The organism is Streptomyces sp. AHA2 (assembly GCF_036857595.1).
Classification (GTDB): domain Bacteria; phylum Actinomycetota; class Actinomycetes; order Streptomycetales; family Streptomycetaceae; genus Streptomyces.
In genome coordinates this window covers 157,586-179,493 of the sequence record NZ_JAUQWJ010000007.1, presented here as the reverse complement: position 1 = coordinate 179,493, position 21,908 = coordinate 157,586, and the positions used below count along the sequence as shown (strand labels likewise).

Genomic DNA, 21,908 nt, shown 5'->3' with positions numbered 1-21,908 from the left:
ATTGTGAACTAAATGAACGGAAGGGTGACCGCGCTCACAGCCCACGACATAGTCACGGCATTCCCCACAACGCATCTCCGGGCGCCTCGTGCTGTTCCCCGGAGTTCCCCGGACGTGAGCCGCACGCCGGTGATGCCGACGACGTCGTCTAGGAGGGCCGCCGTGACCAGCGCAGCCGATACGGCACCTGCCGCACCCCCAGCCAAGCGGGACCGCACGCACTACCTCTACATCGCGGTGATCATCGCGGTCGCCGCCGGTATCGCGGTGGGCCTGGCCGCTCCGGACTTCGCGCAGGAGCTGAAGCCCATCGGCACCGGGTTCGTGGCCCTGATCAAGATGATGATCTCGCCGATCATCTTCTGCACGATCGTGCTGGGCATCGGCTCGGTCCGCAAGGCCGCCAAGGTGGGTGCCGTCGGCGGCATCGCCCTGGGCTACTTCATGGTCATGTCGCTGGTGGCACTGGCCATCGGCCTGGTCGTCGGCAACATCCTGGAGCCGGGCACCGGCCTCGCGGTGACCGACGCGGTCAAGGACGCCGGGCACGCGCAGATCGACTCCGAGGCCAAGGACACCACGGAGTTCCTGCTGGGGATCATCCCGACCACGATCGTGTCGGCCTTCACCAGCGAGTCGGTCCTGCAGACCCTGCTGATCGCCCTGCTCGCCGGCTTCGCGCTGCAGGGCATGGGCGCGGCCGGCCGGCCGATCCTGCGCGGCATCGAGCACATCCAGCGGCTCGTCTTCCGCATCCTGGCGATGGTGATGTGGGCCGCCCCCATCGGCGCCTTCGGCGCGATCGCCGCCGTCACCGGCTCCGCGGGCGTGGACGCGCTCAAGAGCCTCGCCGTGCTGATGCTCGGCTTCTACGTCACCTGCTTCCTCTTCGTCTTCCTGGTGCTCGGCGCCCTGCTGCGCGTCGTGTCCGGCCTGAACATCCTCACGCTGTTCAAGTACCTGGGCCGCGAGTTCCTGCTGATCCTGTCCACGTCCTCCTCCGAGTCCGCGCTGCCGCGGCTCATCGCCAAGATGGAGCACCTGGGCGTCAGCAAGCCGGTGGTCGGCATCACCGTCCCGACCGGCTACTCCTTCAACCTCGACGGCACCATGATCTACATGACCATGGCCTCGCTGTTCATCGCCGACGCCATGGGCACCCCGATGTCCGTCGGCGAGCAGATCCCGCTGCTGCTCTTCCTGCTGGTCGCCTCCAAGGGCGCCGCCGGTGTCACGGGCGCCGGCCTCGCGACCCTGGCCGGTGGTCTGCAGTCGCACAAGCCGGCCCTGGTGGACGGCATCGGCCTCATCGTCGGCATCGACCGGTTCATGAGCGAGGCCCGCGCCCTGACGAACTTCGCGGGCAACGCCGTGGCCACCGTGCTGATCGGCACCTGGACCAAGGAGCTCGACCGGGACCGCGTCGGGCAGGTCCTCGCCGGCCGGCTGCCCTTCGACGAGAAGACGCTGCTGGACGACGGGCACGGCGGGCACGACGGCCCGGCCGCGGACGACCCGGCGGCGGACGGCCCGGTCGAGGAGGCGCCCGGGCAGGGCGGTGAGAAGGAGCTGGCGAAGGCCTGAGGGCCGCTTCGCCCCGCAGACGCCGGGCGGCCGGGTGCCCCCCCCGTCGCTCAGCCGCCCGGTCGGTACCACCCGCGGTTCAGTCGTTCAGCTTCGCCACCAGCGCGGTGGCGTCACAGGCGGGCACGCCCGCCGCGGTCAGGATGGTGACCGCGGCGCAGCGGCCCGCCTCCCGCGCTTCCACCAGCCCGTCGTTCACCGCCTCCATGAGCGCCACCAGCATCTGCTCGTGCACGTACGCGAGCGCGGGCGCCGGCAGGGGAGAGCTGAAGACGCCCTGGTCGATCCCGCGCCGCAGCACCTCGGTGGCGGCCTCGCGGACGGGGGCGAGCCGCTCCCTGATGCCCTGCATGGTGACCGTGCGCTGGGCGAGCGCGATCAGCAGCCGGTAGCGGTCGGCCAGCTCCCAGACCGCCAGCACCGACCGCGCCACGGCCTCCGCCGGGTCCTGCACGCCCCGCCTGCCCGCCGCGTGCGCGACCGACAGCGCCTGCACCGCCTCGTCGACGAGTGTGCTGATCAGCGCCTCACGGTTGGGGAAGTGCCCGTACACCGTCCGTCGCACGACACCGGCGGCGCGGGCGATCTGGTCCATGGACGCGTCGGGGTCGCGCAGCAGCTCGGCCAGGGCGACGTCGAGGATGCGGCGCCGGTTGGCGTCGGCGCGGCTGGAGTGGCCGGGGGCGCGGCCGGGGTGACCGGTGGGCATGCCAGCCATTCTGCACGTCCTATCGGGGGGACGCCTCCCTCGTTTGCACAGCGATGTGCAACAGGCGTACATTGCACATGACTGAGCAATTGCACATTCATGTGCAATGACCGCCGCGCACATCGGAGGAAGGCGACCCCTGGCATGCGACTCGTCGTGACCGAACCGGCCGACCGGACGGACCAGCCCTACGCACGCCGCTGGTGGGCGCTGCTGGTGCTCTGCCTGAGCCTGCTGATCATCGTGATGGCCAACACGGCCCTGACCGTCGCCGCGCCCGACATGACCGAGGACCTCGGCCTGAGCAGCGCCGACCTGCAGTGGGTGATCGACGGCTACACCGTCCCCTACGCGGCGCTGATGCTGCTGCTCGGCGCGATCGGCGACAAGTACAGCCGCCGGGGCGCGCTCGTCCTGGGCCTGCTGGTGTTCGGCGGCGGCTCCGTCTTCGGCTTCCTCGCCGGCAGCGCCGCGACGGTCGTCGCCGCCCGGGCCGTGATGGGCGCCGGCGCCGCGATGATCATGCCCGCCACGCTCTCCCTGCTCGCCGCGACCTTCCCGCGGGCCGAGCGCGCCAAGGCCATCACCCTGTGGACCGCCACCGCCGGGCTCGCCATCGCGGCCGGGCCCCTGGTCGCCGGGGCCCTGCTGGAGCGGCACGGCTGGTCGTCGACGTTCCTCATCAACGTGCCCGTCGCGGCCCTCGCCGTCGTCGGCGCCTTCGTCCTCGTCCCGCCGTCCCGGGCCGGGCACCGCGGCCGGATCGACTACGGTGGCGGACTGCTGTCGGTGGTGTGGATCGCCGCGCTCGTGTACATGATCATCGAGGGTCCCCACTTCGGCTGGGGCGTCAAGGCCGTCACGGCCGCGGTCGTCGCCGGGGCCGGGCTCGTGGCCTTCGTGCTGTGGGAGCTGCGCCATCCGCGTCCGGTCCTCGACGTCCGCCGCTTCACCGACCGCGGCTTCGCCGGGTCCAACCTCGCCGTCGCGCTGTTCTTCCTCGCCGTCTTCGGCGCCTTCTACTACCTGACCCAGCACCTGCAGTTCGTGCTCGGCTACGACGCCCTGGACACCGGGCTGCGCATGCTGCCGCTGGCCGGCGCCGTCTTCGTGGGCTCGGCGCTGACCGGGTACCTCACACCCCGGGTCGGCATGAAGTGGACCGTCACGGCCGGCATGGCCGGCGGCACGGCGGCCCTGGCCCTGCTGACCAGGATCGGGCCCGGCTCCTCCTACGGCGACTTCGTCGCACCCCTGATCGTCCTCGGTCTCGCGATCGGGCTGGCGCTGTCGCCCTGCACCGACGCGATCATGGGGGCGTTCCCGGAGTCGGAGCTGGGCGTCGGCGGCGCGGTCAACGACACCTCGCTGGAACTGGGCGGCTCCCTGGGCATCGCCGTCCTGGGCTCGCTGCTGGCGACCTCCTACTCCGGTCACCTGTCCGACGCCACGTCCGGCAGCAAGCTGCCCGCCTCCGCCCTGGACAGCGCCCAGGACTCGGTCGGCGCCGGGTACGCCGTCGCCCGGGGCATCGGCGACAAGGCGCGGCAGCTTGCCGAGCAGGCGGCCCACACCGGCGACCCCCAGCAGGCGGAGCGCCTGCGCGCGCAGGCCGAGCAACTCGGGGGCGGGGCGCGGCAGATGGCCGACGCCGTGGGCTCCGCCTTCTCCGACGCGGTCGCGCACACCAGCCTGGTCGGCGCCGTGGTCCTGGGCGTCGGCACCCTGCTGGTCGCCCTGCTGCTCCCCGGCCGGCACGAGCCGGTGGCCGGGCCCGCCGAGGAGAGGAAACCGGAGACCGCCGGGGCCCGTTAGGGCCTGTCTGACGATTCCCTCCTGCCTCACGACGCCATGCACGCACTCTCGCCGCACCGGGCGAGAGCCGAGTACATCCAGTACGACGCTCTACGCCCGGCAGGCCCGCCCTGCCGGGCCGCGCGACGTGGACGGCCGGACCGGGACCCGCGCCCCGCCACCACACCCGCCCGCTGAAGGGCGTTGCCTTGACGCCGGGGTCAAGGACTACGTTCGGCGGCATGCGAATCGGCGAGCTGGCCGCGCGGGCCGGGACCACGACGCGGACGCTGCGGTACTACGAGTCGCGGGGGCTGCTGCCCGCGCGGCGCACGGGCAACGGATACCGGACCTACGACGAGGGCGACCTGCGGCTGCTGCGGCAGATCAGGACGCTCCAGGACGTCGGCTTCGACCTGGAGGAGACGCGGCCCTTCGTGGAGTGCCTGCGCGCCGGGCACCCCGAGGGCGACTCCTGCCCGGCGTCCCTCGCGGTCTACCGGCGCAAGCTGGACGAACTCGACGCGCTGATCGGCCGGCTGAGCACCGTGCGCGAGACGGTGGCACGGCAGCTGGCACGCGCCGAGCTGGCCGCCGAAGCGCAGGTTCCGGGTGGTCCGGAGCCCGTGTGCGAGCTGGGAGGGGACCTGAGGTGAGCAGTGTGACCGACGGCGTGACCGAGGTGACGGACGCCGATTTCGCATCCGAGGTGATCGGCGCTCGGCTGCCGGTGCTGGTGGAGTTCGCCGCCGACTGGTGCCCGCCCTGCCGGCAGATGGCGCCGGTGCTGAAAGCCGTCGCCGCACAGGAGGGCGAGCGGCTGAAGGTCGTGCGGCTGGACGTGGACGCCAACCCGGCCACGACCAGCGCCTACAAAGTGCTGTCGATGCCGACGTTCCTGGTGTTCCGCGACGGGGAGCCGGTGAAGGCCATGGTCGGGGCGCGGGCCAAGCGGCGGCTGCTGCAGGAGCTGGCCGACGTGCTGTAGCGGACGGGAGGACGCCCCGCCCGGACACGCGAAATCCCCCGAGCAATTGCGCTCGGGGGATTTCCTTGCGTATATTCGTTTGTTCGTGACTTCAAGTCCATTGCAGTCACAGTGAAGTTCAGTGAGCACAGTATATCCGGGCGGGAGCGGAATTGTCAAACACCGAGTTTCCGGACGATGAATTGCGACAGGAACAGGAATTCATCGACGGGTTGTACGCGCGCGTGGACGCGCTGCGCGGCGACGCCGAGACCTCCGTCACGGACGCGCTCGCGCAGGGAAACACGCCCATGCAGGCCAGACTCGAGCGGGACATCCTCGTCGCCGAGCGCTCCGGGCTGCTCGCCGCGCTGAACGCGGTGGACGGCTCCCTGTGCTTCGGCCGGATCGACCTCACCTCGGGCGTCACCCACCACATCGGCCGCATCGGCCTGCGCAACGACGACGCCGAGCGCACCCCCGTCCTGATCGACTGGCGCGCCGAGGTCGCCCGCCCCTTCTACCTGGCCACCGGGCACACGCCGCTGGGGCTCAGGCGCCGGCGGCACATCGCCACCGAGGGCCGCCGCGTCACCCATCTGCACGACGAGATCCTCGACCTCGGCGACGAGAGGCGCACCGGACACGAGGACCCCACCGGCGACGCCGTCCTGCTCGCCGCGCTCAACTCCGCCCGCACCGGCCGCATGGGCGACATCGTGCGGACCATCCAGGCCGACCAGGACCGCATCATCCGCGCCCCGCACCGCGGCGTGCTGGTGGTGGAGGGCGGCCCGGGCACGGGCAAGACGGCCGTCGCCCTGCACCGCGCCGCCTACCTGCTCTACGAGCACCGGGAGCTGCTCGCCAAGCGGGCCGTGCTGATCGTCGGGCCCAACCCGGCCTTCCTCGGCTACATCGGCGAGGTGCTGCCCTCCCTCGGCGAGACCGGCGTGCTGCTCGCGACCGTCGGCGAGCTGTACCCGGGCGTGAAGGCGACCGCCACCGACACCCCCGAGGCCGCCGCCGTGAAGGGGCGCGCGGACATGGCCGACGTGCTCGCCGAGGCCGTCCGCGCCCGGCAGGCGCTGCCCGACCCGGTCGTCACCGTCGAGCACGAACGCGAGGTCCTCATGCTCGACGACGGCCTGGTCAACGTCGCCCGGGAGCGCACCCGCGCGGCCAAGCTGCCGCACAACGCGGCGCGCGAGCACTTCGAGGGCCACATCCTCAACACCCTCACCGAGCTGTACGCCGAGCGGATCGGCACCGACCCCTTCGACGGTTCCAGCCTGCTCGACCCCAGCGACATCACCCAGATCCGCGACGACCTCGCCGAGAACCCCGAGGTGTGGGCGGCCATCGACCGGTTGTGGCCGGTGCTCACGCCGCAGCGGCTCGTCGCGGACCTCCTCGCGGCGCCCGAGGAGTTCCTGCCCGCCGAGGACGCCGACGCCGTGCGCCGGCCCGTCACCCGGCACTGGACCGTCGCGGACGTGCCGCTGCTGGACGAGGCCGCCGAACTCCTCGGCCAGGACGACCGGCTCGCCCGGGACCGCGCCGCGCGGGAGCGGGAGCGGCAGATCGCCTACGCGCAGGGCGTGCTGGACGTGTCGTACGCCTCCCGGACCTACGAGTTCGAGGACAAGGAGGAGGACGACCCCGAGGGCTCCGAGGTGCTGTCCGCGCACGACATCATCGACGCCGAGCGGTTCGCGGAGCGGCACGAGGAGGACGACCACCGCAGCGCCGCCGAGCGCGCGGCGGCCGACCGCACCTGGGCGTTCGGTCACATCATCGTCGACGAGGCGCAGGAGCTGTCGCCGATGGCGTGGCGGCTGCTGATGCGGCGCAGCCCGACCCGTTCCATGACCCTGGTCGGCGATCCCGCGCAGACGGCGGAGGCGGCCGGGGTCGGCTCCTGGGCCGGCATCCTCGCCCCGTACGTGGAGGACCGCTGGGAGCACACCCGGCTGGGCGTCAACTACCGCACCCCGGCGGAGATCATGGACGTCGCGGCGGCCGTGGTGCGGGCCGAGAACCCGGAGTTCGAGCCGCCCGGTTCGGTCCGCTCCACCGGTGTGCGCCCCTGGGCCCGCGCCAGCGACGACCTCCCCGGCGCCGTCGCCAAGGCGGCCGGGGAACTCACCCCCGCCGAGGGGCGGCTCGCGGTGATCGCCCCGCGCGACCTGCACCGCTCCCTCGCGGCGCGGCTGGACGGTGTCACGGCGGGCGCGGAACCCGACCTCACCCGCGGTGTCGTGCTGCTCGACCCGCGCCAGGCCAAGGGCCTGGAGTTCGACTCCGTGCTCGTCGTCGAGCCCGGGCGCTACGGCACCAGCGACCTGTACGTGGCGCTGACCCGGGCCACCCAGCGGCTCGGCGTGGTGCACACCGGCCCGCTGCCGAAGGCACTCGCCGACGCCCTGGCGTGACGCGCCGAGGCCGTACCCGTCCCTCCCGGGGCGGGTACGGCCTCACCGCGGCGTCACCGGTCCGTCAGGCCGGCCGCAGCCAGACCGTGGCCAGGGGGGGCAGGGTCAGGCGGATGCTGGCCGGGCGGCCGTGCCAGGGCTGGGGTTCCGGCTTGACCGGGTCGGGGGCCGTCACGTCGCTGCCTCCGTAGCGGGCCGCGTCGGTGTTGAGGACCTCGTGCCAGGCGGGGATCTCCTCGGGCACGCCGAGGCGGTAGTCGTGGCGGATCACCGGTGCGAAGTTGGAGACCGCCAGCAGGGGGTTGCCCTCCGGGTCCAGCCGCAGGAACGCCACGACGTTGTCGTCGGCGGCGTCCCCGACGACCCACTCGAAGCCCGCCGGGTCGGTGTCCAGCCGCCACAGCGCCGGGGTGTCGCGGTAGACGGTGTTGAGATCGCGGACCAGGTCGCGCACGCCCCGGTGGTCCGCCTCCGCCCCGTAGCCCGGGTCGAGCAGCCACCAGTCCGGGCCGTGCACCTCGGACCACTCCGCGCCCTGCGCGAACTCCTGGCCCATGAACAGCAGTTGCTTGCCCGGGTGGGCCCACATGAAGCCGAGGTAGGACCGCACCCCGGCCCGCTGCTGCCACCAGTCGCCCGGCATCTTCGACACCAGCGAACCCTTGCCGTGCACGACCTCGTCGTGCGAGATCGGCAGCACGTAGTTCTCGCTGTAGGCGTACACCATGGAGAAGGTCATCTCCCCGTGGTGGTACTTGCGGTACACGGGCTCGTGGCTCATGTACTGCAGCGAGTCGTGCATCCAGCCCATGTTCCACTTCAGCCCGAAGCCGAGACCGCCGAAGCCGCTCGGGCCCTTGTGGTGGGTGGCCCGCGTGACGCCGTCCCACGCGGTGGACTCCTCGGCGACGGTCACCACGCCGGGCACCCTGCGGTACACCGTCGCGTTCATCTCCTGCAGGAACGCCACCGCGTCCAGGTTCTCCCGGCCGCCGTGCTCGTTCGGCGTCCACTGCCCCGGTTCGCGCGAGTAGTCCAGGTAGAGCATCGAGGCGACCGCGTCCACGCGCAGCCCGTCGATGTGGAACTCCTCGCACCAGTACACGGCGTTCGCCACGAGGAAGTTGCGCACCTCGTTGCGCCCGAAGTCGAACTCCAGCGTGCCCCAGTCGGGGTGCGCGGCCCGCAGCGGGTCCGCGTGCTCGTACAGCGGACGCCCGTCGAACTCGGCCAGTGCCCAGGCGTCACGCGGGAAGTGCGCCGGCACCCAGTCCATGAGGACGCCGATGCCCGCCTGGTGCAGCTTGTCGACCAGGTACCGGAAGTCGTCCGGCGTGCCCAGCCGGGCCGTCGGCGCGTAGAAGCCGGTGACCTGGTAGCCCCAGGACCCGCCGAAGGGGTGCTCGGCGACCGGCATCAGCTCGACGTGCGTGAACCCCAGGTCCTTCACGTACGCGGGCAGCTGCTCGGCGAGTTGACGGTAGGTCAGTCCCGGCCGCCAGGAGGGCAGGTGCACCTCGTAGACCGAGAACGGCGCCTCGTGCGCCGGGGCCTGCGCGCGGCGCTCCAGCCACTCGGCGTCACCCCACTCGTAGTGCGAGGAGGTGATGACCGACGACGTGGCGGGAGGCACCTCGGTGCGGCGGGCCAGCGGGTCGGCACGCATCGTCTTCGAACCGTCGGGCCGGGTGATCTCGAACTTGTACAGCTCGCCCTCGCCGACGTCCGGCAGGAACAGCTCCCACACCCCGGACGAACCCAGCGACCGCATGACGTGCCCGGTGCCGTCCCAGAAGTTGAACGTGCCGGCCACGCGCACGCCGCGCGCGTTCGGCGCCCACACCGCGAACCGGGTGCCGGTCACGCCCTGGTGGGTCATCGGGTGGGCGCCCAGCGCCTTCCACAGCTCCTCGTGGCGGCCCTCACCGATGAGGTGCAGGTCGAGATCGCCCAGCGTGGGCAGGAAGCGGTAGGCGTCCTCCGTCTCCAGCAGCGTCCCCTCGTACTGCACCAGCAGCCGGTACTCCGGGACCTCCGTCAGCGGCAGCAGCCCCGAGAAGAACCCCTCGCCGTCGTCGTGCAGCTCCGCCCGCACCTCGCCGGCGACGACCGTCACCGACAGGGCGTACGGTCGGAACGCCCGGAAGGCGATGCCGCCGGGAACGGGGTGCGCGCCGAGCACGGTGTGCGGGTCGTGGTGTGCGCCTTCGAGCAGCCGCGCACGGTCCTGGGGACCGACGGCGGGGGAGACGGCGACCTCCATCTCCGGGGGGACCACCTGGGCGGCGGTGTCCTGCCCGCCCGCGGACGCCGCCCCGGCGGAGACCTCCCGCGCCGGAGCCTTCGTGCCCGGGGCCTTCGAGGCCGGGGTCTTCCCGACGGCCTTCTTGACGGCCTTCTTCACCGTCGCGGCCTTCGCGGGGGCCGCCTTCCTCGCCGCGGTCTTCCTCGCGGGCGCCCCGGCGGCAGCCGGGGCGGCAGCCGCGGCCTTCGTGGCCGTGGCCCTGGCGGTCGCGGTCTTCTTGGTCGCGGTCTTCTTGGTCGTGGTCCTCTCGGCCGTGGCCGTGGCGGTCGTCTTCTTCGCCGCGGTCTTCTTGACGGCGGCCTTCTCGGCGGCAGTCTTCTCGGCCGTGGTCTTCTTCGCGGTGGCCTTCTCGGCGGCGGACTTCACCGCGGCCGCCCCGGTGGCCGTGGCCTTCTTCGCCGTGGCCTTCTTCGCGGCCGTGGCCGGTCCGGCGGTCGTGGCCGGTCCGGCGGACGCCTTCTGCGCCGCGGTCTTCCGCGCGGCCGTCTTCGTCGCGGCCACCTTCTTGGCCGCGGACCTGGCCGCGGCCGGCTTCGCCACAGCCTGCTTGGCGGTCGTCGCCTTCGCGGCGGCCGCCTTCTTGGTGACGGCCTTCTTCACGGCCGCCTTCTCGGGCGCCGCCTTCGCGGCAGTGGCCGTCTTCCTGACGGCTGCCTTCTTCGCGGCCGCCGTCTTCTTCACCGCTGCCTGCTTCGGCACCGCCGTCTTCTTCGCGGCGCTCTTCTGCTGCGCGGCCGTGGGCTGCTCGGGGATCTTCTCCCCGGCCGTCCCCTTGGGACGCGGACCGCTGGACTCAGGGCGGGGGGTCACGGGCGGAGCCTCCAGGGCGAGGGGGTGGGTCAGGTCAGGTGGCCGGACGAGGCCAGCCGCTCTATGGCGGCCATCGGCACCGGCAGCCAGTCGGGGCGGTGCCGGGCCTCGTACACCACCTCGTAGATCGCCTTGTCCGTCTCGAAGGCCCGCAGCAGGACCGGGTCGGTGCGCGGGTCGTGGCCCGAGGCGTCGGCGTAGCCGGAGCAGAAGGCGGCCCGGCAGGTCTCGGCCCACTCCGGCTGGGCCGGGTCCACCGAGCGCGCCGCGTAGTCGAAGGAACGCAGCATCCCGGCGACGTCCCGCACCGCGGGCTGCGGCATGCGCCGCTCGGGCAGGGGGCGGGCCGGTTCGCCCTCGAAGTCGATCAGCCACCACTCGCCGGACGGCGAGCGCAGGCACTGCCCCAGGTGGAGATCGCCGTGCACGCGCTGCGCGGTCCAGATCCGGCCCTCCGAGGCCAGGTCGCCCAGCGCCGTGAACGCGGACCGCAGCCCGTCGGCGTAGGGCCGCAGCGCGGGCACCGCCTGGACGGCCGCGTCCAGCCGCTCGACCATGCCGTCGACCATGAGCCGCAGCTGGGCGTGACCGAGCGTCACGGTGGGCAGCGCTCGGGCCAGCGCGGTGTGCACCTCGGCGGTGGCCCGCCCCAGGGCCCGTGCCTCGGCGGCGAAGTCCTCGCCCTTGGCCAGTTCGCGCAGGGCCAGCTCCCAGCCGTCGGAGGCGCCCTGCAGGAACGGCTGCAGCACCCCCAGCACGTACGGCTGTCCGGCACTGTCCGCCGGGCCGCCCAGGACGACCGGATCGGCCGCGGGGTCGACGTCCGCCACCATCCAGGCCGTCGGCGCGGGCACCCGGGGGCAGCCCTCGCGGGCCAGGGCCAGCGGCAGTTCCAGATCGGGGTTGATCCCCGGCACGATCCGCCGCAACAGCTTCAGGATGAACGTATCTCCGTAGACGATCGACGAGTTGGACTGCTCGGCGGTCACCACGCGGGGCACCAGCCCGGAGCGGATCTCCTGCTGCGGGTCCCGGTCGAAGCGCAGCCCGCCGATCCGTGCCCGGGTGCGCAGGGCCTCCAGGAGCAGTTCGGCGGGCCTGGTGTCGTGCAGGGCGTCGTAGACCGTGCGGCCGGCCAGCGGCCCCGTCGACACGTGTCCGATGAGCGCGGGCGCCAGCCGAGGCGGCAGCGCCTCGCGCACGCCTATCAGCAGCTGATAGCAGTCACCGGGGTGGTCGGGCGCCCCGTGGGACGGCACGAGCGGCTGGTGGGCGCGTACGAGCAGGTGGTAGAGGCCGAGCTTCGCGGTGCCCGGGAGCAGCTCGGTGGCCGCGACCAGGGTGAATCCGGTGACCGGCCGTCCCTTCCCCGCGAACCAGCGCTGCCGCGGCAGCCATTCCCGCAGCAGCGGCTCCAGGGATGCGAGGAGGCCGGGCGGGGTGGCGACGGTACGTGTGGCGGCTTCCGACATGGCCTCGCGTCCTTTCACCCATTCTTGATGCGCCCCCTGATGCCTGCAACCGGCCCGGACGGCGCTCCTCCGGCATACGCGGGTGGGCGGGGTGTTACTAGTGCGTGCCCCGGGCGGGGCGGAGGAAACGCCCCGCCACGGGGGATTGCGGCCCGCCGCGCGGATCAGGCCTCAGCGGGCCTGTCGTTCGGGTCTCACACGGCGTCCTTGCGGAGCCGGAACCAGTAGAAACCGTGCCCGCCGAGGGTCAGCAGGTACGGCAGTTCACCGATCGCGGGGAAGCGGACCCCGCCGAACAGCTCCACCGGGTGCCGGCCCTCGAAGGCGCTCAGATCCAGCTCCGTGGGCTGCGCGAAACGCGAGAAGTTGTTCACGCACAGCACCAGGTCGTCCTCGTACTCCCGCAGGAACGCCAGCACGGCGGGGTTGGACGAGGGCAGTTCGGTGTAGGAGCCGAGGCCGAACGCGGGGTTCTGCTTGCGGATCTCGATCATGCGCCGGGTCCAGTGCAGCAGCGACGACGGCGAGGCCATGGACGCCTCGACGTTGGTCACCTGGTAGCCGTAGACCGGGTCCATGATCGTGGGCAGGAACAGCCGCCCGGGATCGGACGAGGAGAAGCCCGCGTTGCGGTCGGGAGTCCACTGCATCGGCGTGCGCACCGCGTCGCGGTCGCCGAGCCAGATGTTGTCGCCCATGCCGATCTCGTCGCCGTAGTACAGGATCGGCGAACCGGGCAGCGACAGCAGCAGGGCCGTGAACAGCTCGATCTGGTTGCGGTCGTTGTCCAGCAGCGGGGCGAGCCTGCGGCGGATGCCGATGTTGGCCCGCATGCGCGGGTCCTTGGCGTACTCGGCCCACATGTAGTCGCGCTCTTCGTCGGTCACCATCTCGAGCGTCAGCTCGTCGTGGTTGCGCAGGAAGATGCCCCACTGGCAGCCCGAGGGGATGGCCGGGGTCTTGGCCAGGATCTCGGAGACCGGGTAGCGGGACTCGCGGCGCACGGCCATGAAGATGCGCGGCATGACCGGGAAGTGGAAGGCCATGTGGCACTCGTCGCCGCCGCTCGGGTAGTCGCCGAAGTAGTCGACGACGTCCTCGGGCCACTGGTTGGCCTCCGCCAGCAGCACGGTGTCCGGGTACTGGGCGTCGATCTCCTTGCGCACCCGCTTGAGGAACGCGTGGGTCGCCGGAAGGTTTTCGCAGTTGGTGCCCTCCTGCTGGTACAGGTACGGCACCGCGTCCAGCCGGAACCCGTCGATGCCCAGGTCCAGCCAGAACTTCAGCGCGGAGATCATCTCCTCCTGCACGGCCGGGTTCTCGTAGTTGAGGTCCGGCTGGTGGGAGAAGAAGCGGTGCCAGAAGTACTGCTTGCGGACCGGGTCGTAGGTCCAGTTGGACGCCTCGGTGTCGACGAAGATGATCCGCGCGTCCTGGAACTGCTTGTCGTCGTCGGCCCACACGTAGTAGTCGCCGTAGGGCCCGTCGGGGTCCTTCCTCGACTCCTGGAACCACGGGTGCTGGTCGCTGGTGTGGTTCATGACGAAGTCGATGATCACGCGCATGCCCCGCTGGTGGGCGGCGTCGACGAACTCCACGAAGTCGGCGAGGTCGCCGAACTCGGGCAGGACGGCGGTGTAGTCGCTGACGTCGTAGCCGCCGTCACGCAGGGGCGACTTGAAGAACGGCGGCAGCCACAGGCAGTCCACGCCGAGCCACTGGAGGTAGTCCAGCTTGGCGGTCAGGCCCTTGAGGTCGCCGACGCCGTCGCCGTTGCTGTCCTGGAACGAGCGGACCAGCACTTCGTAGAAGACGGCGCGCTTGAACCAGTCGGGGTCGCGGTCCCTGGCGGGAGTGTCCTCGAACGTGTCCGGCACGGGTTCGTTGACGATCATGTTGTGGGTGACCCTCCGATCTGCGGGGTGGACGGTCGCAGCACCGAGAAGACGTGCGCGGGACGGTGGCCCGGCTCGAGGCGCACATAGTTGGCCCTGCCCCAGTGATAGGTCTCGCCGGTGAGCTCGTCGCGCACCGGCACCGACTCGTGCCAGTCCAGGCCGAGTTGCGGCATGTCCAACGAGACCGTGGCCTCCTGGGTGTGGTGGGGATCGAGGTTCACGACCACCAGAACCGTGTTCGAACCCTTCCGCTTCGAATACACGATCACCGAGTCCTGGTCGGCGTGGTGGAAGTGCAGGTCGCGCAGTTGCTGCAGGGCCGGGTTCTCCCTGCGGACGGTGTTGAGGCGGGTGATCAGCGGGGCGATGCTGCGCCCCTGGCGTTCGGCCGCCTCCCAGTCGCGGGGCCGCAGCTGGTACTTCTCCGAGTCCAGGTACTCCTCGCTGCCCTCCTTCAACGGCACGTTCTCGCACAGCTCGTAACCCGAGTAGACACCCCACGTCGGCGACAGCGTCGCGGCGAGCACCGCCCGCACCTCGAAGGCGGGCCGCCCGCCGTGCTGCAGGTAGGCGTGCAGGATGTCGGGGGTGTTGGCGAAGAAGTTCGGCCGCATGTAGGAAGCCGCCTCACCCGACAGCTCCGTCAGGTACTCCGTCAGCTCCTGCTTGGTGTTGCGCCAGGTGAAGTACGTGTACGACTGCTGGAAACCGATCTGCGCCAGCGTGTGCATCATCGCCGGCCGGGTGAACGCCTCGGCCAGGAAGATCACATCCGGGTCGGTGCGGTTGATCTCCGCGATCACCCGCTCCCAGAACACCACCGGCTTGGTGTGCGGGTTGTCCACCCGGAAGATGCGCACCCCCGCGTCCATCCAGTGCCGCAGCACCCGGCACGTCTCCGCCACCAGACCGTCCATGTCCGCGTCGAAGGCGATGGGGTAGATGTCCTGGTACTTCTTCGGCGGGTTCTCCGCGTAGGCGATCGTGCCGTCGGGCCGGTGGTGGAACCACTCCGGGTGCTTGTGCACCCACGGATGGTCCGGCGAGCACTGCAGCGCGAAGTCCAGCGCGATCTCCAGCCCCAGCTCCCGCGCCTGTCCGACGAACCACACGAAGTCGTCCATCGTGCCCAGATCGGGATGCACGGCGTCGTGACCGCCCTCGGGCGAACCGATCGCCCACGGCACCCCCACATCGTCCGGACCGGGCGAGAGGGTGTTGTTCCTCCCCTTGCGGAAGGTGGTGCCGATCGGGTGGATCGGCGGCAGGTACACCACGTCGAAACCCATCGCCGCGATCGCCGGCAGCCGCCGCGCCGCCGTGCGGAACGTACCGTGCGGCCGCTCCGCCGTGCCCTCCGAACGCGGGAAGAACTCGTACCACGACCCGTACAGCGCCCGCTCCCGCTCCACCAGCAAGGGCAGGGGGTCACTGCTCGTGACGGGGTCGCGCAGCGGGTACCGGGCCAGGACCTCGTCGACGTCCGGGGTCAGGGCCGCCGCCAGCCGCGACGCCGCAGGACGCGTGTCGTCCCGCAGGGCGGCGGCAGCGGCCGTGATCACGCCGCGCAGTCCCTCCTCCTCGGGCACCCCGGCGGCCGCTCGCTCGTACAGGCGTGCGCCCTCCTCCAGGACGACGTCCGTGTCGATGCCCGCCGGGATCTTGATGCGGGCGTGGTGGCGCCAGGTGCTGACGGGGTCTCCCCACGCCTCGACCGTGAACGTCCACAGACCCGGTTCCCCGGCGGTGACGGTCGCGCCCCACCGGTCCGTCCCGGGCGCCAGCTCCCGCATCGGCGTCCACGGACCCGGGCGGCCCTCCGGGTCCCTCAGGACGACGTTGGCCGCGACCGCGTCGTGCCCCTCCCGGAACACGGTCGCCGAGACCTCGAAGCTCTCGCCGGTGACGGCCTTGGCGGGACGGCGTCCTCTCAGGACGGCGGGCCGGACGTCGAGGACGGGTATGCGCCCGACGGCCGTCGCCCCGTCGCCGGACGGTGGTGCCGCCCCCGACGAGCCGTGGTCCGCCGGGGGCGCGGGGCGTGCGTCGCCGCCGGGTGCGCGCGCCCCGGTGGTACGGCGGTTCGGGGGTGCTGGCGAATGGTGCTTGGCGGGCATGACCGCTCCTGTCCGCGTCAACGTGGGTGGGCGGATGACTGTGGGGAGGTGGGTCCTGCGTGGTGTTCCCGAGAGGGGTACCCGCTGGAGCCTTCCCACCCTGTTCGGGTGGGCAATCCGGCACTTTGTTAACTACTCACGCGTATGTCGACACACAAGACCGGCCTCCTCCGGGGCACACGGGACCGGCCTTCCGAGTGGCCGCTCCTTCGCCCTACCCCCGTCTTCCGCGCAGTAACTTGTCCGATCGACGTCCGTTGCGCACCGGCGTCCCGCCGGTCGTCGCTGGGACGGCCGCACCCATGCCGACCTGCGCCGGAGTTGCCGCCGGCCGGTTCGCCGGCCGAAGTGCGACCGTGCTCACGGCATGGACCGGCGCCGTCGCGGTACTCGGTCAGGTCCGGTCCCGACGCGGACGCGGGCGTGGCCCGGACGCCTCCGCGGCCGAGGGGACCGGCGCCGGACCGCGCTCGCAGAAGTCCGGTTTCGTACCCCCCGGGGCCGGTCGTCCCACGGTGTGCGCCCCCTTTTCGATCCGGCGCGCGGCCGTGGCGCCGCGGCGCGCACGGCGAACGCGGCCCGGGGCGCCGGGAGCGGCCTTCCGTGACGCATGCGTCCCGCGGCCGGCACCCGGGGAACGGATCCGGCCACGTCCGGGGACGGTGCCGCCCGGGCCGATCGGGGGTCCGGTCGCGGAGCCTCAGCGGAGGCGGCGCCGACGCCGGTAGTGTCGTAGGCGACGTCGATGCAGCCCTGCGTCGAAGCCCAGCGTGACGAGGTGGAAAGTGAAGGCGATCCGTCGGTTCACCGTCCGACCCGTGCTCCCCGAACCCCTCAGGCCGCTCAGCGATCTCGCCCGCAACCTGCGCTGGTCGTGGCATGCCGAGACCCGTGACCTGTTCCAGTCCGTCGACCCCGGGCGCTGGTCCGCCTCGGGGGGCGACCCGGTCCGCCTGCTGGGGAGCGTGCCGCCCGCACGCCTCGCCGAGCTGGCCGGGGACCGCCGCTTCCTGCGCCGCCTCGCCGCGGTGGCGGGCGACCTGCACGACTACACCACCGGCGACCGCTGGTACCAGGCCCAGACCGAGGCCCTGCCCGCCGCCGTCGCCTACTTCTCACCCGAGTTCGGCATCACGGCCGCCCTGCCGCAGTACTCCGGCGGCCTCGGCATCCTCGCCGGCGACCACCTGAAGGCGGCCAGCGACCTCGGCGTCCCGCTGATCGGCGTCGGCCTGCTCTACCGGCACGGCTACTTCCGCCAGACCCTGTCCCGGGACGGCTGGCAGCAGGAGCACTACCCGGTCCTCGACCCCAACGAGCTTCCCGTCGCGCAGTTGGAGGAGCCCGACGGCACCCCCGCCCAAGTCGCCCTCGCGCTGCCCGGCGGCAGGCAGTTGCACGCCCGGATCTGGCTGGCGCAGGTCGGCCGCGTCCCCTTGCTGCTGCTGGACTCCGACGTCGAGGAGAACGACCTCGGCGAACGCGGAGTGACCGACCGGCTCTACGGCGGCGGCAGCGAGCACCGGCTGCTGCAGGAGATGCTCCTCGGCATAGGAGGCGTCCGGGCGGTACGGACGTACTGCCGGCTGACCGGCCACCCCGAGCCGGAGGTGTTCCACACCAACGAGGGGCACGCCGGGTTCCTCGGCCTGGAGCGCATCGCCGAACTGTGCGACGCCGGGCTGGACTTCGACTCGGCGCTGGAGGCCGTCCGGGCCGGAACCGTCTTCACCACCCACACGCCCGTGCCGGCCGGCATCGACCGCTTCGACCGGGAACTGGTCGCCCGGCACTTCGGCCCCGGCGCCGAGCTGCCCCGCATCGACGTCGACCGCGTCCTGCGGCTCGGCATGGAGACCTATCCGGGCGGCGAGCCCAACCTGTTCAACATGGCCGTGATGGGCCTGCGCCTGGCCCAGCGAGCCAACGGGGTGTCGCTGCTGCACGGCAACGTCAGCCGCGAGATGTTCTCCGGCCTGTGGCCCGGGTTCGACGCCGACGAGGTGCCGATCACCTCCGTCACCAACGGTGTGCACGCGCCCACGTGGGTCGCCCCCGAGGTGTTCCGGCTCGGCGCCCGGCAGATCGGCGTCCAGCGCGCCGAGGACGCGATGAGCGTCGGCGGCTCGGAGCGCTGGGACTCGGTGGCGGACATCCCCGACCAGGACATCTGGGACCTGCGGCGGGTGCTGCGCGAGCAGCTCGTCGAGGAGGTCCGCGAGCGGCTGCGGGCCTCCTGGCGGCAGCGCGGCGCCGGTACGGCCGAACTGGGCTGGATCGACGGCGTGCTCGACCCGGACGTGCTGACCATCGGCTTCGCCCGGCGCGTGCCGTCGTACAAGCGCCTGACGCTGATGCTGCGCGACCGGGACCGGCTGATGGACCTGCTGCTGCACCCCGAGCGGCCGATCCAGATCGTCGTCGCGGGCAAGGCGCACCCCGCCGACGACGGCGGCAAGCGGCTGGTGCAGGAGCTGGTGCGGTTCACGGACGACCCGCGGGTGCGCCACCGCATCGTGTTCCTGCCCGACTACGGCATGGCGATGGCGCAGAAGCTCTACCCGGGCTGCGACATCTGGCTGAACAACCCGCTCCGGCCGCTGGAGGCCTGCGGCACGTCCGGTATGAAGGCCGCGCTCAACGGCTGCCTCAACCTGTCCGTCCTGGACGGCTGGTGGGACGAGTGGTTCCAGCCCGACTTCGGCTGGGCCATCCCCACGGCCGACGGCGCCGGGACCGACCCGGACCACCGCGACGACATAGAGGCCGCGGCGCTGTACGACCTGCTGGAGCAGCGGGTGACCCCCCGCTTCTACGAGCGCGGGCGCAGCGGCCTGCCCGACCGCTGGATCGAGATGGTCCGGCACACGCTCGGTTCGCTCGGGCCGAAGGTGCTGGCCGGGCGGATGGTCCGCGAGTACGTCGAGCGGCTCTACACGCCGGCTGCCGTCGCCCACCGTGCCCTGGGGCCGGACACCGCGCGGGACCTCGCCGAGTGGAAGGCCCGGGTGCGCGCGGCCTGGCCGGGCGTGACCGTCGACCACGTGGAGACGTCGGCCTCCGAGGCCCTGGCCGAACTCGGCATGACCCTGGGGCTCCGGGTGCGGGTCGGGCTCGGGGAACTCGGGCCCGAGGACGTCGAGGTCCAGGTGGTGTCCGGGCGGGTGGACGAGCAGGACCGGATCGGCGACGCGACGGTCGTCCCGCTGAAGGCGGTGGGTTCCGCCGAGCAGGACGGGCGGTGGGTCTACGAAGGGTCCCTGTCGCTGGACCGGACCGGACCGTTCGGGTACACGGTGCGGATCCTCCCCGCGCACCGGCTGCTGGCGTCGAGCGCGGAGCTGGGCCTGGTGGCCGGACCCTCCGAGGACCTGGTGGCGGCCGGGGGACTGCTGATGCGGTGAGTTCACCGCCCGCCGGGGCGTGGGACCGGGCCGCGCCCGATGGCGGAGGCCGCGGCGCGGTACGGTCCCGCACCCCTCAGGTGGCCGCGCCGCCCTGCGCCACCAGGTTCCGCAGGACGGTCCCGCACCGGCGGGCGTACGCGTGCTGGAAGCCCCGTGTCGCGGGGCCGCCGGCCTTCGCGTACCACTTGGCGGGCCGGCTGAAGGCGCTCACCGTCAGCCAGACGGTGCCGTCCCCCGTGCGGTCCACCACGAAGGACTCCTCGCCGCTCTCCGGGTGGCCGGGCAGCGTGCCGTACGCCCAGCCGGCGCGGCGGGGTTCCTCCACGGTCCACACCACCCGGCAGGGCGCCTTGATCATGCCGGCCAGGGTGACGGTGACGTCCACGCCCGGGGCCGCGCGGTCCGCGCCCGCGTCGAGGCCCACGCCCAGGGCGCGGTGCATCTCCCAGGTGAGGACGGCCTGTGAGGCCCGGCGGAAGACGTCCTCGCCCTCGCCGAGACGGGTGCGCACGCGCAGGGGACGGAAGCCCGGCGGGCAGAAATCCCGCTCACGGGTGGCGCCGACATCGGCGTAGGTGAAGTCCTGCGGATCCGTAGAAGACACGGTCCCCAAGAGTAGGGCGGTACCCGGACCCGCCCGGGTCCGGGTACCGCCGCAGGGCGTGCTCCGGTCAGTTGACGTTCACGGCGGACCAGGCGGCCGCGACCGCCTTGTACTCGGCGCTGGACGCGCCGTACAGGGCCGAGGCGGCGTTCAGCGTCGCCGTGCGGGCCTGCGCGTACTTCGTCGTCGACGTCATGTACGTGGTCAGCGCCTTGTACCAGATCTGCAGCGCCTTGGTGCGGCCGATGCCGGTGACCGTGGAGCCGTTGGACGTGGGCGAGTTGTAGGTCACGCCGTTGATCGTCTTCGATCCGCTGCCCTCGGCCAGCAGGTAGAAGAAGTGGTTGGCGGGACCGGACGAGTAGTGCACGTCCACGCCGCCCAGGCCGGAGGACCAGGCGTCCTTGGAGGCGCCGTCCTTGCTGGGCTTGTCCATGTAGCGCAGCGGCGTGCCGTCGCCGTTGATGTCGATCTCCTCGCCGATGAGGTAGTCACCGGCGTCGGCGGAGTTGTTCGCGAAGAACTCCGCGCCCGCGCCGAAGATGTCGCTGGTCGCCTCGTTCAGGCCGCCGGACTCGCCGCTGTAGTTCAGGCCCGCGGTGGCCGAGGTCAGGCCGTGGCTCATCTCGTGGGCCGCCACGTCGAGCGAGGTCAGGGGGTTGGCGTTGCCCGAGCCGTCGCCGTAGGTCATGCAGAAGCAGCTGTCGGACCAGAAGGCGTTGACGTAGTTGTTGCCGTAGTGGACGCGGGAGTAGGCGGCCCTGCCGTCGTTGCGGATGCCGTTGCGGCCGAAGGCGCTCTTGTAGAAGTCCCAGGTGACCTGGGCACCGTAGTGGGCGTCGGCGCCCGCGGTCTCCGCGTTGGAGGGGCTGCCGTTGCCCCAGACGTCGTCGGAGCCGGTGAAGAGCGTGCCGGTGCCGGAGGTGCCGCGGTTGAGGTTGTACGTCTTGTGCCCGCCGCGGGTGCCGTCGGTGAGGTTGTACGAGGTGCCCGACCCGGTGGTGGTCAGGGTGACCTGGCCGCTGTAGGTGGTGTTGCCCGTACCGGTCTCGATGGCCTGGTACTCGTACAGCTTCTTGCCGGTGGCCGCGTCGGTGATGACGTGCAGCTCGTTCGGGGTGCCGTCCTCCTGGAGGCCGCCGACGACGGTCTCGTAGGCGAGGACCGGCTCGCCGCTCGCGGCCCAGATCACCTTGCGCGGTGCGGACTCGGGCTCGGTCCTCTCCGAGCCGGCCGCCTCGGCGAGGGTCACGGCCTGCTTCTCGGCCTTGGCGGCGGCGATCACGGGCTTGAGCGAGGCGACCTTGATCGCGGCCTTCGTCGCTCTGGTGACCCCCTGGGCGGCCCCGGACCTCGAGGTGTGCACCACGAGGTCGCCGCCGAGCACCGGCAGGCCCGCGTAGGTGCGCTCGTAGCGGGTGTGGACGGTGCCGTCGGCGTCCTTCACGACGTCCTTGACGACGAGTTCCTCCCGGGCGCCGAGGCCTATCGCGTCGGCGGTGCGCGCGGCGCCGGCCTGCTGCTGCTGGACGAGCGCGGTGCGCGCGGGGGCGGAGAGCAGGACGGGCGCGGCGGCGGGCGTGCCGGGGGACTCGGCGGCGACGCTGCTGCCCGAGGTGAGGCCGGTGGCGAGGAGGGCGCCGGAGGCGACGGCGGTGGCGATGGCCAGCGTGGCGCGCTTACGACGCGGGTGACGGGAGGTGGACACACAGGCTCCTAGGTGTGGGGGAAGCTGCGGTGCTGTGCGGTGGGTGGGGGAAGAGTGGCACCGAGGACGCGTACATGTCAGGAGTGGCGGATGATGTT

General features: G+C 72.1%; 13 protein-coding genes. 6 read left to right on the top strand and 7 right to left on the bottom strand.

Going from position 1 to position 21,908, the window contains the following annotated elements; all coding sequences use genetic code 11:
* Positions 1-162 precede the first annotated feature (162 nt).
* Complete coding sequence (locus tag Q5694_RS16945; protein ID WP_333933888.1) at positions 163-1,584, top strand: cation:dicarboxylate symporter family transporter; 1,422 nt, start codon at positions 163-165, stop codon at positions 1,582-1,584.
* Between the two features lie 79 nt (positions 1,585-1,663).
* Here Q5694_RS16945 and Q5694_RS16940 read toward each other — a convergent pair whose 3' ends face one another.
* Positions 1,664-2,293, bottom strand: coding sequence for a TetR/AcrR family transcriptional regulator (locus Q5694_RS16940; protein ID WP_333933887.1), 630 nt, complete (start codon positions 2,291-2,293; stop codon positions 1,664-1,666).
* A 144-nt stretch (positions 2,294-2,437) separates the two neighbouring features.
* Between Q5694_RS16940 and Q5694_RS16935 the strand changes: the two genes are divergently transcribed.
* From Q5694_RS16935 to Q5694_RS16920, 4 genes are all read left to right on the top strand, one after another.
* The gene (locus Q5694_RS16935; protein WP_333933886.1) at positions 2,438-4,108 is read left to right on the top strand and encodes a DHA2 family efflux MFS transporter permease subunit; all 1,671 of its coding nucleotides are present in this window, start codon (positions 2,438-2,440) and stop codon (positions 4,106-4,108) included.
* Positions 4,109-4,329: 221 nt separating this feature from the next.
* Positions 4,330-4,743 carry a MerR family transcriptional regulator gene (locus Q5694_RS16930; RefSeq protein WP_333933885.1) on the top strand — a complete coding sequence of 138 codons (414 nt, stop codon included), beginning with the start codon at positions 4,330-4,332 and terminating at the stop codon, positions 4,741-4,743.
* Between the two features lie 17 nt (positions 4,744-4,760).
* Complete coding sequence (locus tag Q5694_RS16925; protein WP_333934084.1) at positions 4,761-5,075, top strand: thioredoxin family protein; 315 nt, start codon at positions 4,761-4,763, stop codon at positions 5,073-5,075.
* A 182-nt stretch (positions 5,076-5,257) separates the two neighbouring features.
* Positions 5,258-7,489, top strand: coding sequence for a HelD family protein (locus Q5694_RS16920; protein WP_333933884.1), 2,232 nt, complete (start codon positions 5,258-5,260; stop codon positions 7,487-7,489).
* Positions 7,490-7,553: 64 nt separating this feature from the next.
* Here the strand turns inward: Q5694_RS16920 and glgB are convergent, their stop codons facing one another.
* The 4 genes from glgB to Q5694_RS16900 all read right to left on the bottom strand — a co-directional run bounded on the left by glgB (position 7,554) and on the right by Q5694_RS16900 (position 16,091).
* Complete coding sequence (gene glgB / locus Q5694_RS16915) at positions 7,554-10,604, bottom strand: 1,4-alpha-glucan branching enzyme (protein WP_333933883.1); 3,051 nt, start codon at positions 10,602-10,604, stop codon at positions 7,554-7,556.
* 29 nt (positions 10,605-10,633) lie between these two features.
* Positions 10,634-12,076 carry a maltokinase N-terminal cap-like domain-containing protein gene (locus Q5694_RS16910; protein WP_333933882.1) on the bottom strand — a complete coding sequence of 481 codons (1,443 nt, stop codon included), beginning with the start codon at positions 12,074-12,076 and terminating at the stop codon, positions 10,634-10,636.
* Between the two features lie 194 nt (positions 12,077-12,270).
* Entirely contained in the window at positions 12,271-13,971 is a 1,701-nt protein-coding gene (treS, locus tag Q5694_RS16905) for a maltose alpha-D-glucosyltransferase (protein ID WP_333933881.1), read from the bottom strand.
* On the bottom strand, positions 13,968-16,091 hold the full coding sequence (locus Q5694_RS16900; RefSeq protein WP_333933880.1) for an alpha-1,4-glucan--maltose-1-phosphate maltosyltransferase: 2,124 nt from the start codon (positions 16,089-16,091) through the stop codon (positions 13,968-13,970). Before Q5694_RS16900 ends, treS begins: the two co-directional genes overlap by 4 nt.
* Positions 16,092-16,876: 785 nt before the next feature.
* Between Q5694_RS16900 and Q5694_RS16895 the strand changes: the two genes are divergently transcribed.
* Positions 16,877-19,495 carry a glycosyltransferase family 1 protein gene (locus tag Q5694_RS16895; protein WP_333933879.1) on the top strand — a complete coding sequence of 873 codons (2,619 nt, stop codon included), beginning with the start codon at positions 16,877-16,879 and terminating at the stop codon, positions 19,493-19,495.
* A 76-nt stretch (positions 19,496-19,571) separates the two neighbouring features.
* Here the strand turns inward: Q5694_RS16895 and Q5694_RS16890 are convergent, their stop codons facing one another.
* Together Q5694_RS16890 and Q5694_RS16885 are read right to left on the bottom strand one after the other, a co-directional pair.
* Complete coding sequence (locus Q5694_RS16890; RefSeq protein ID WP_333933878.1) at positions 19,572-20,111, bottom strand: DUF1990 family protein; 540 nt, start codon at positions 20,109-20,111, stop codon at positions 19,572-19,574.
* Positions 20,112-20,169: 58 nt separating this feature from the next.
* Positions 20,170-21,810, bottom strand: coding sequence for a M4 family metallopeptidase (locus tag Q5694_RS16885; RefSeq protein WP_333933877.1), 1,641 nt, complete (start codon positions 21,808-21,810; stop codon positions 20,170-20,172).
* Positions 21,811-21,908 lie beyond the last annotated feature (98 nt).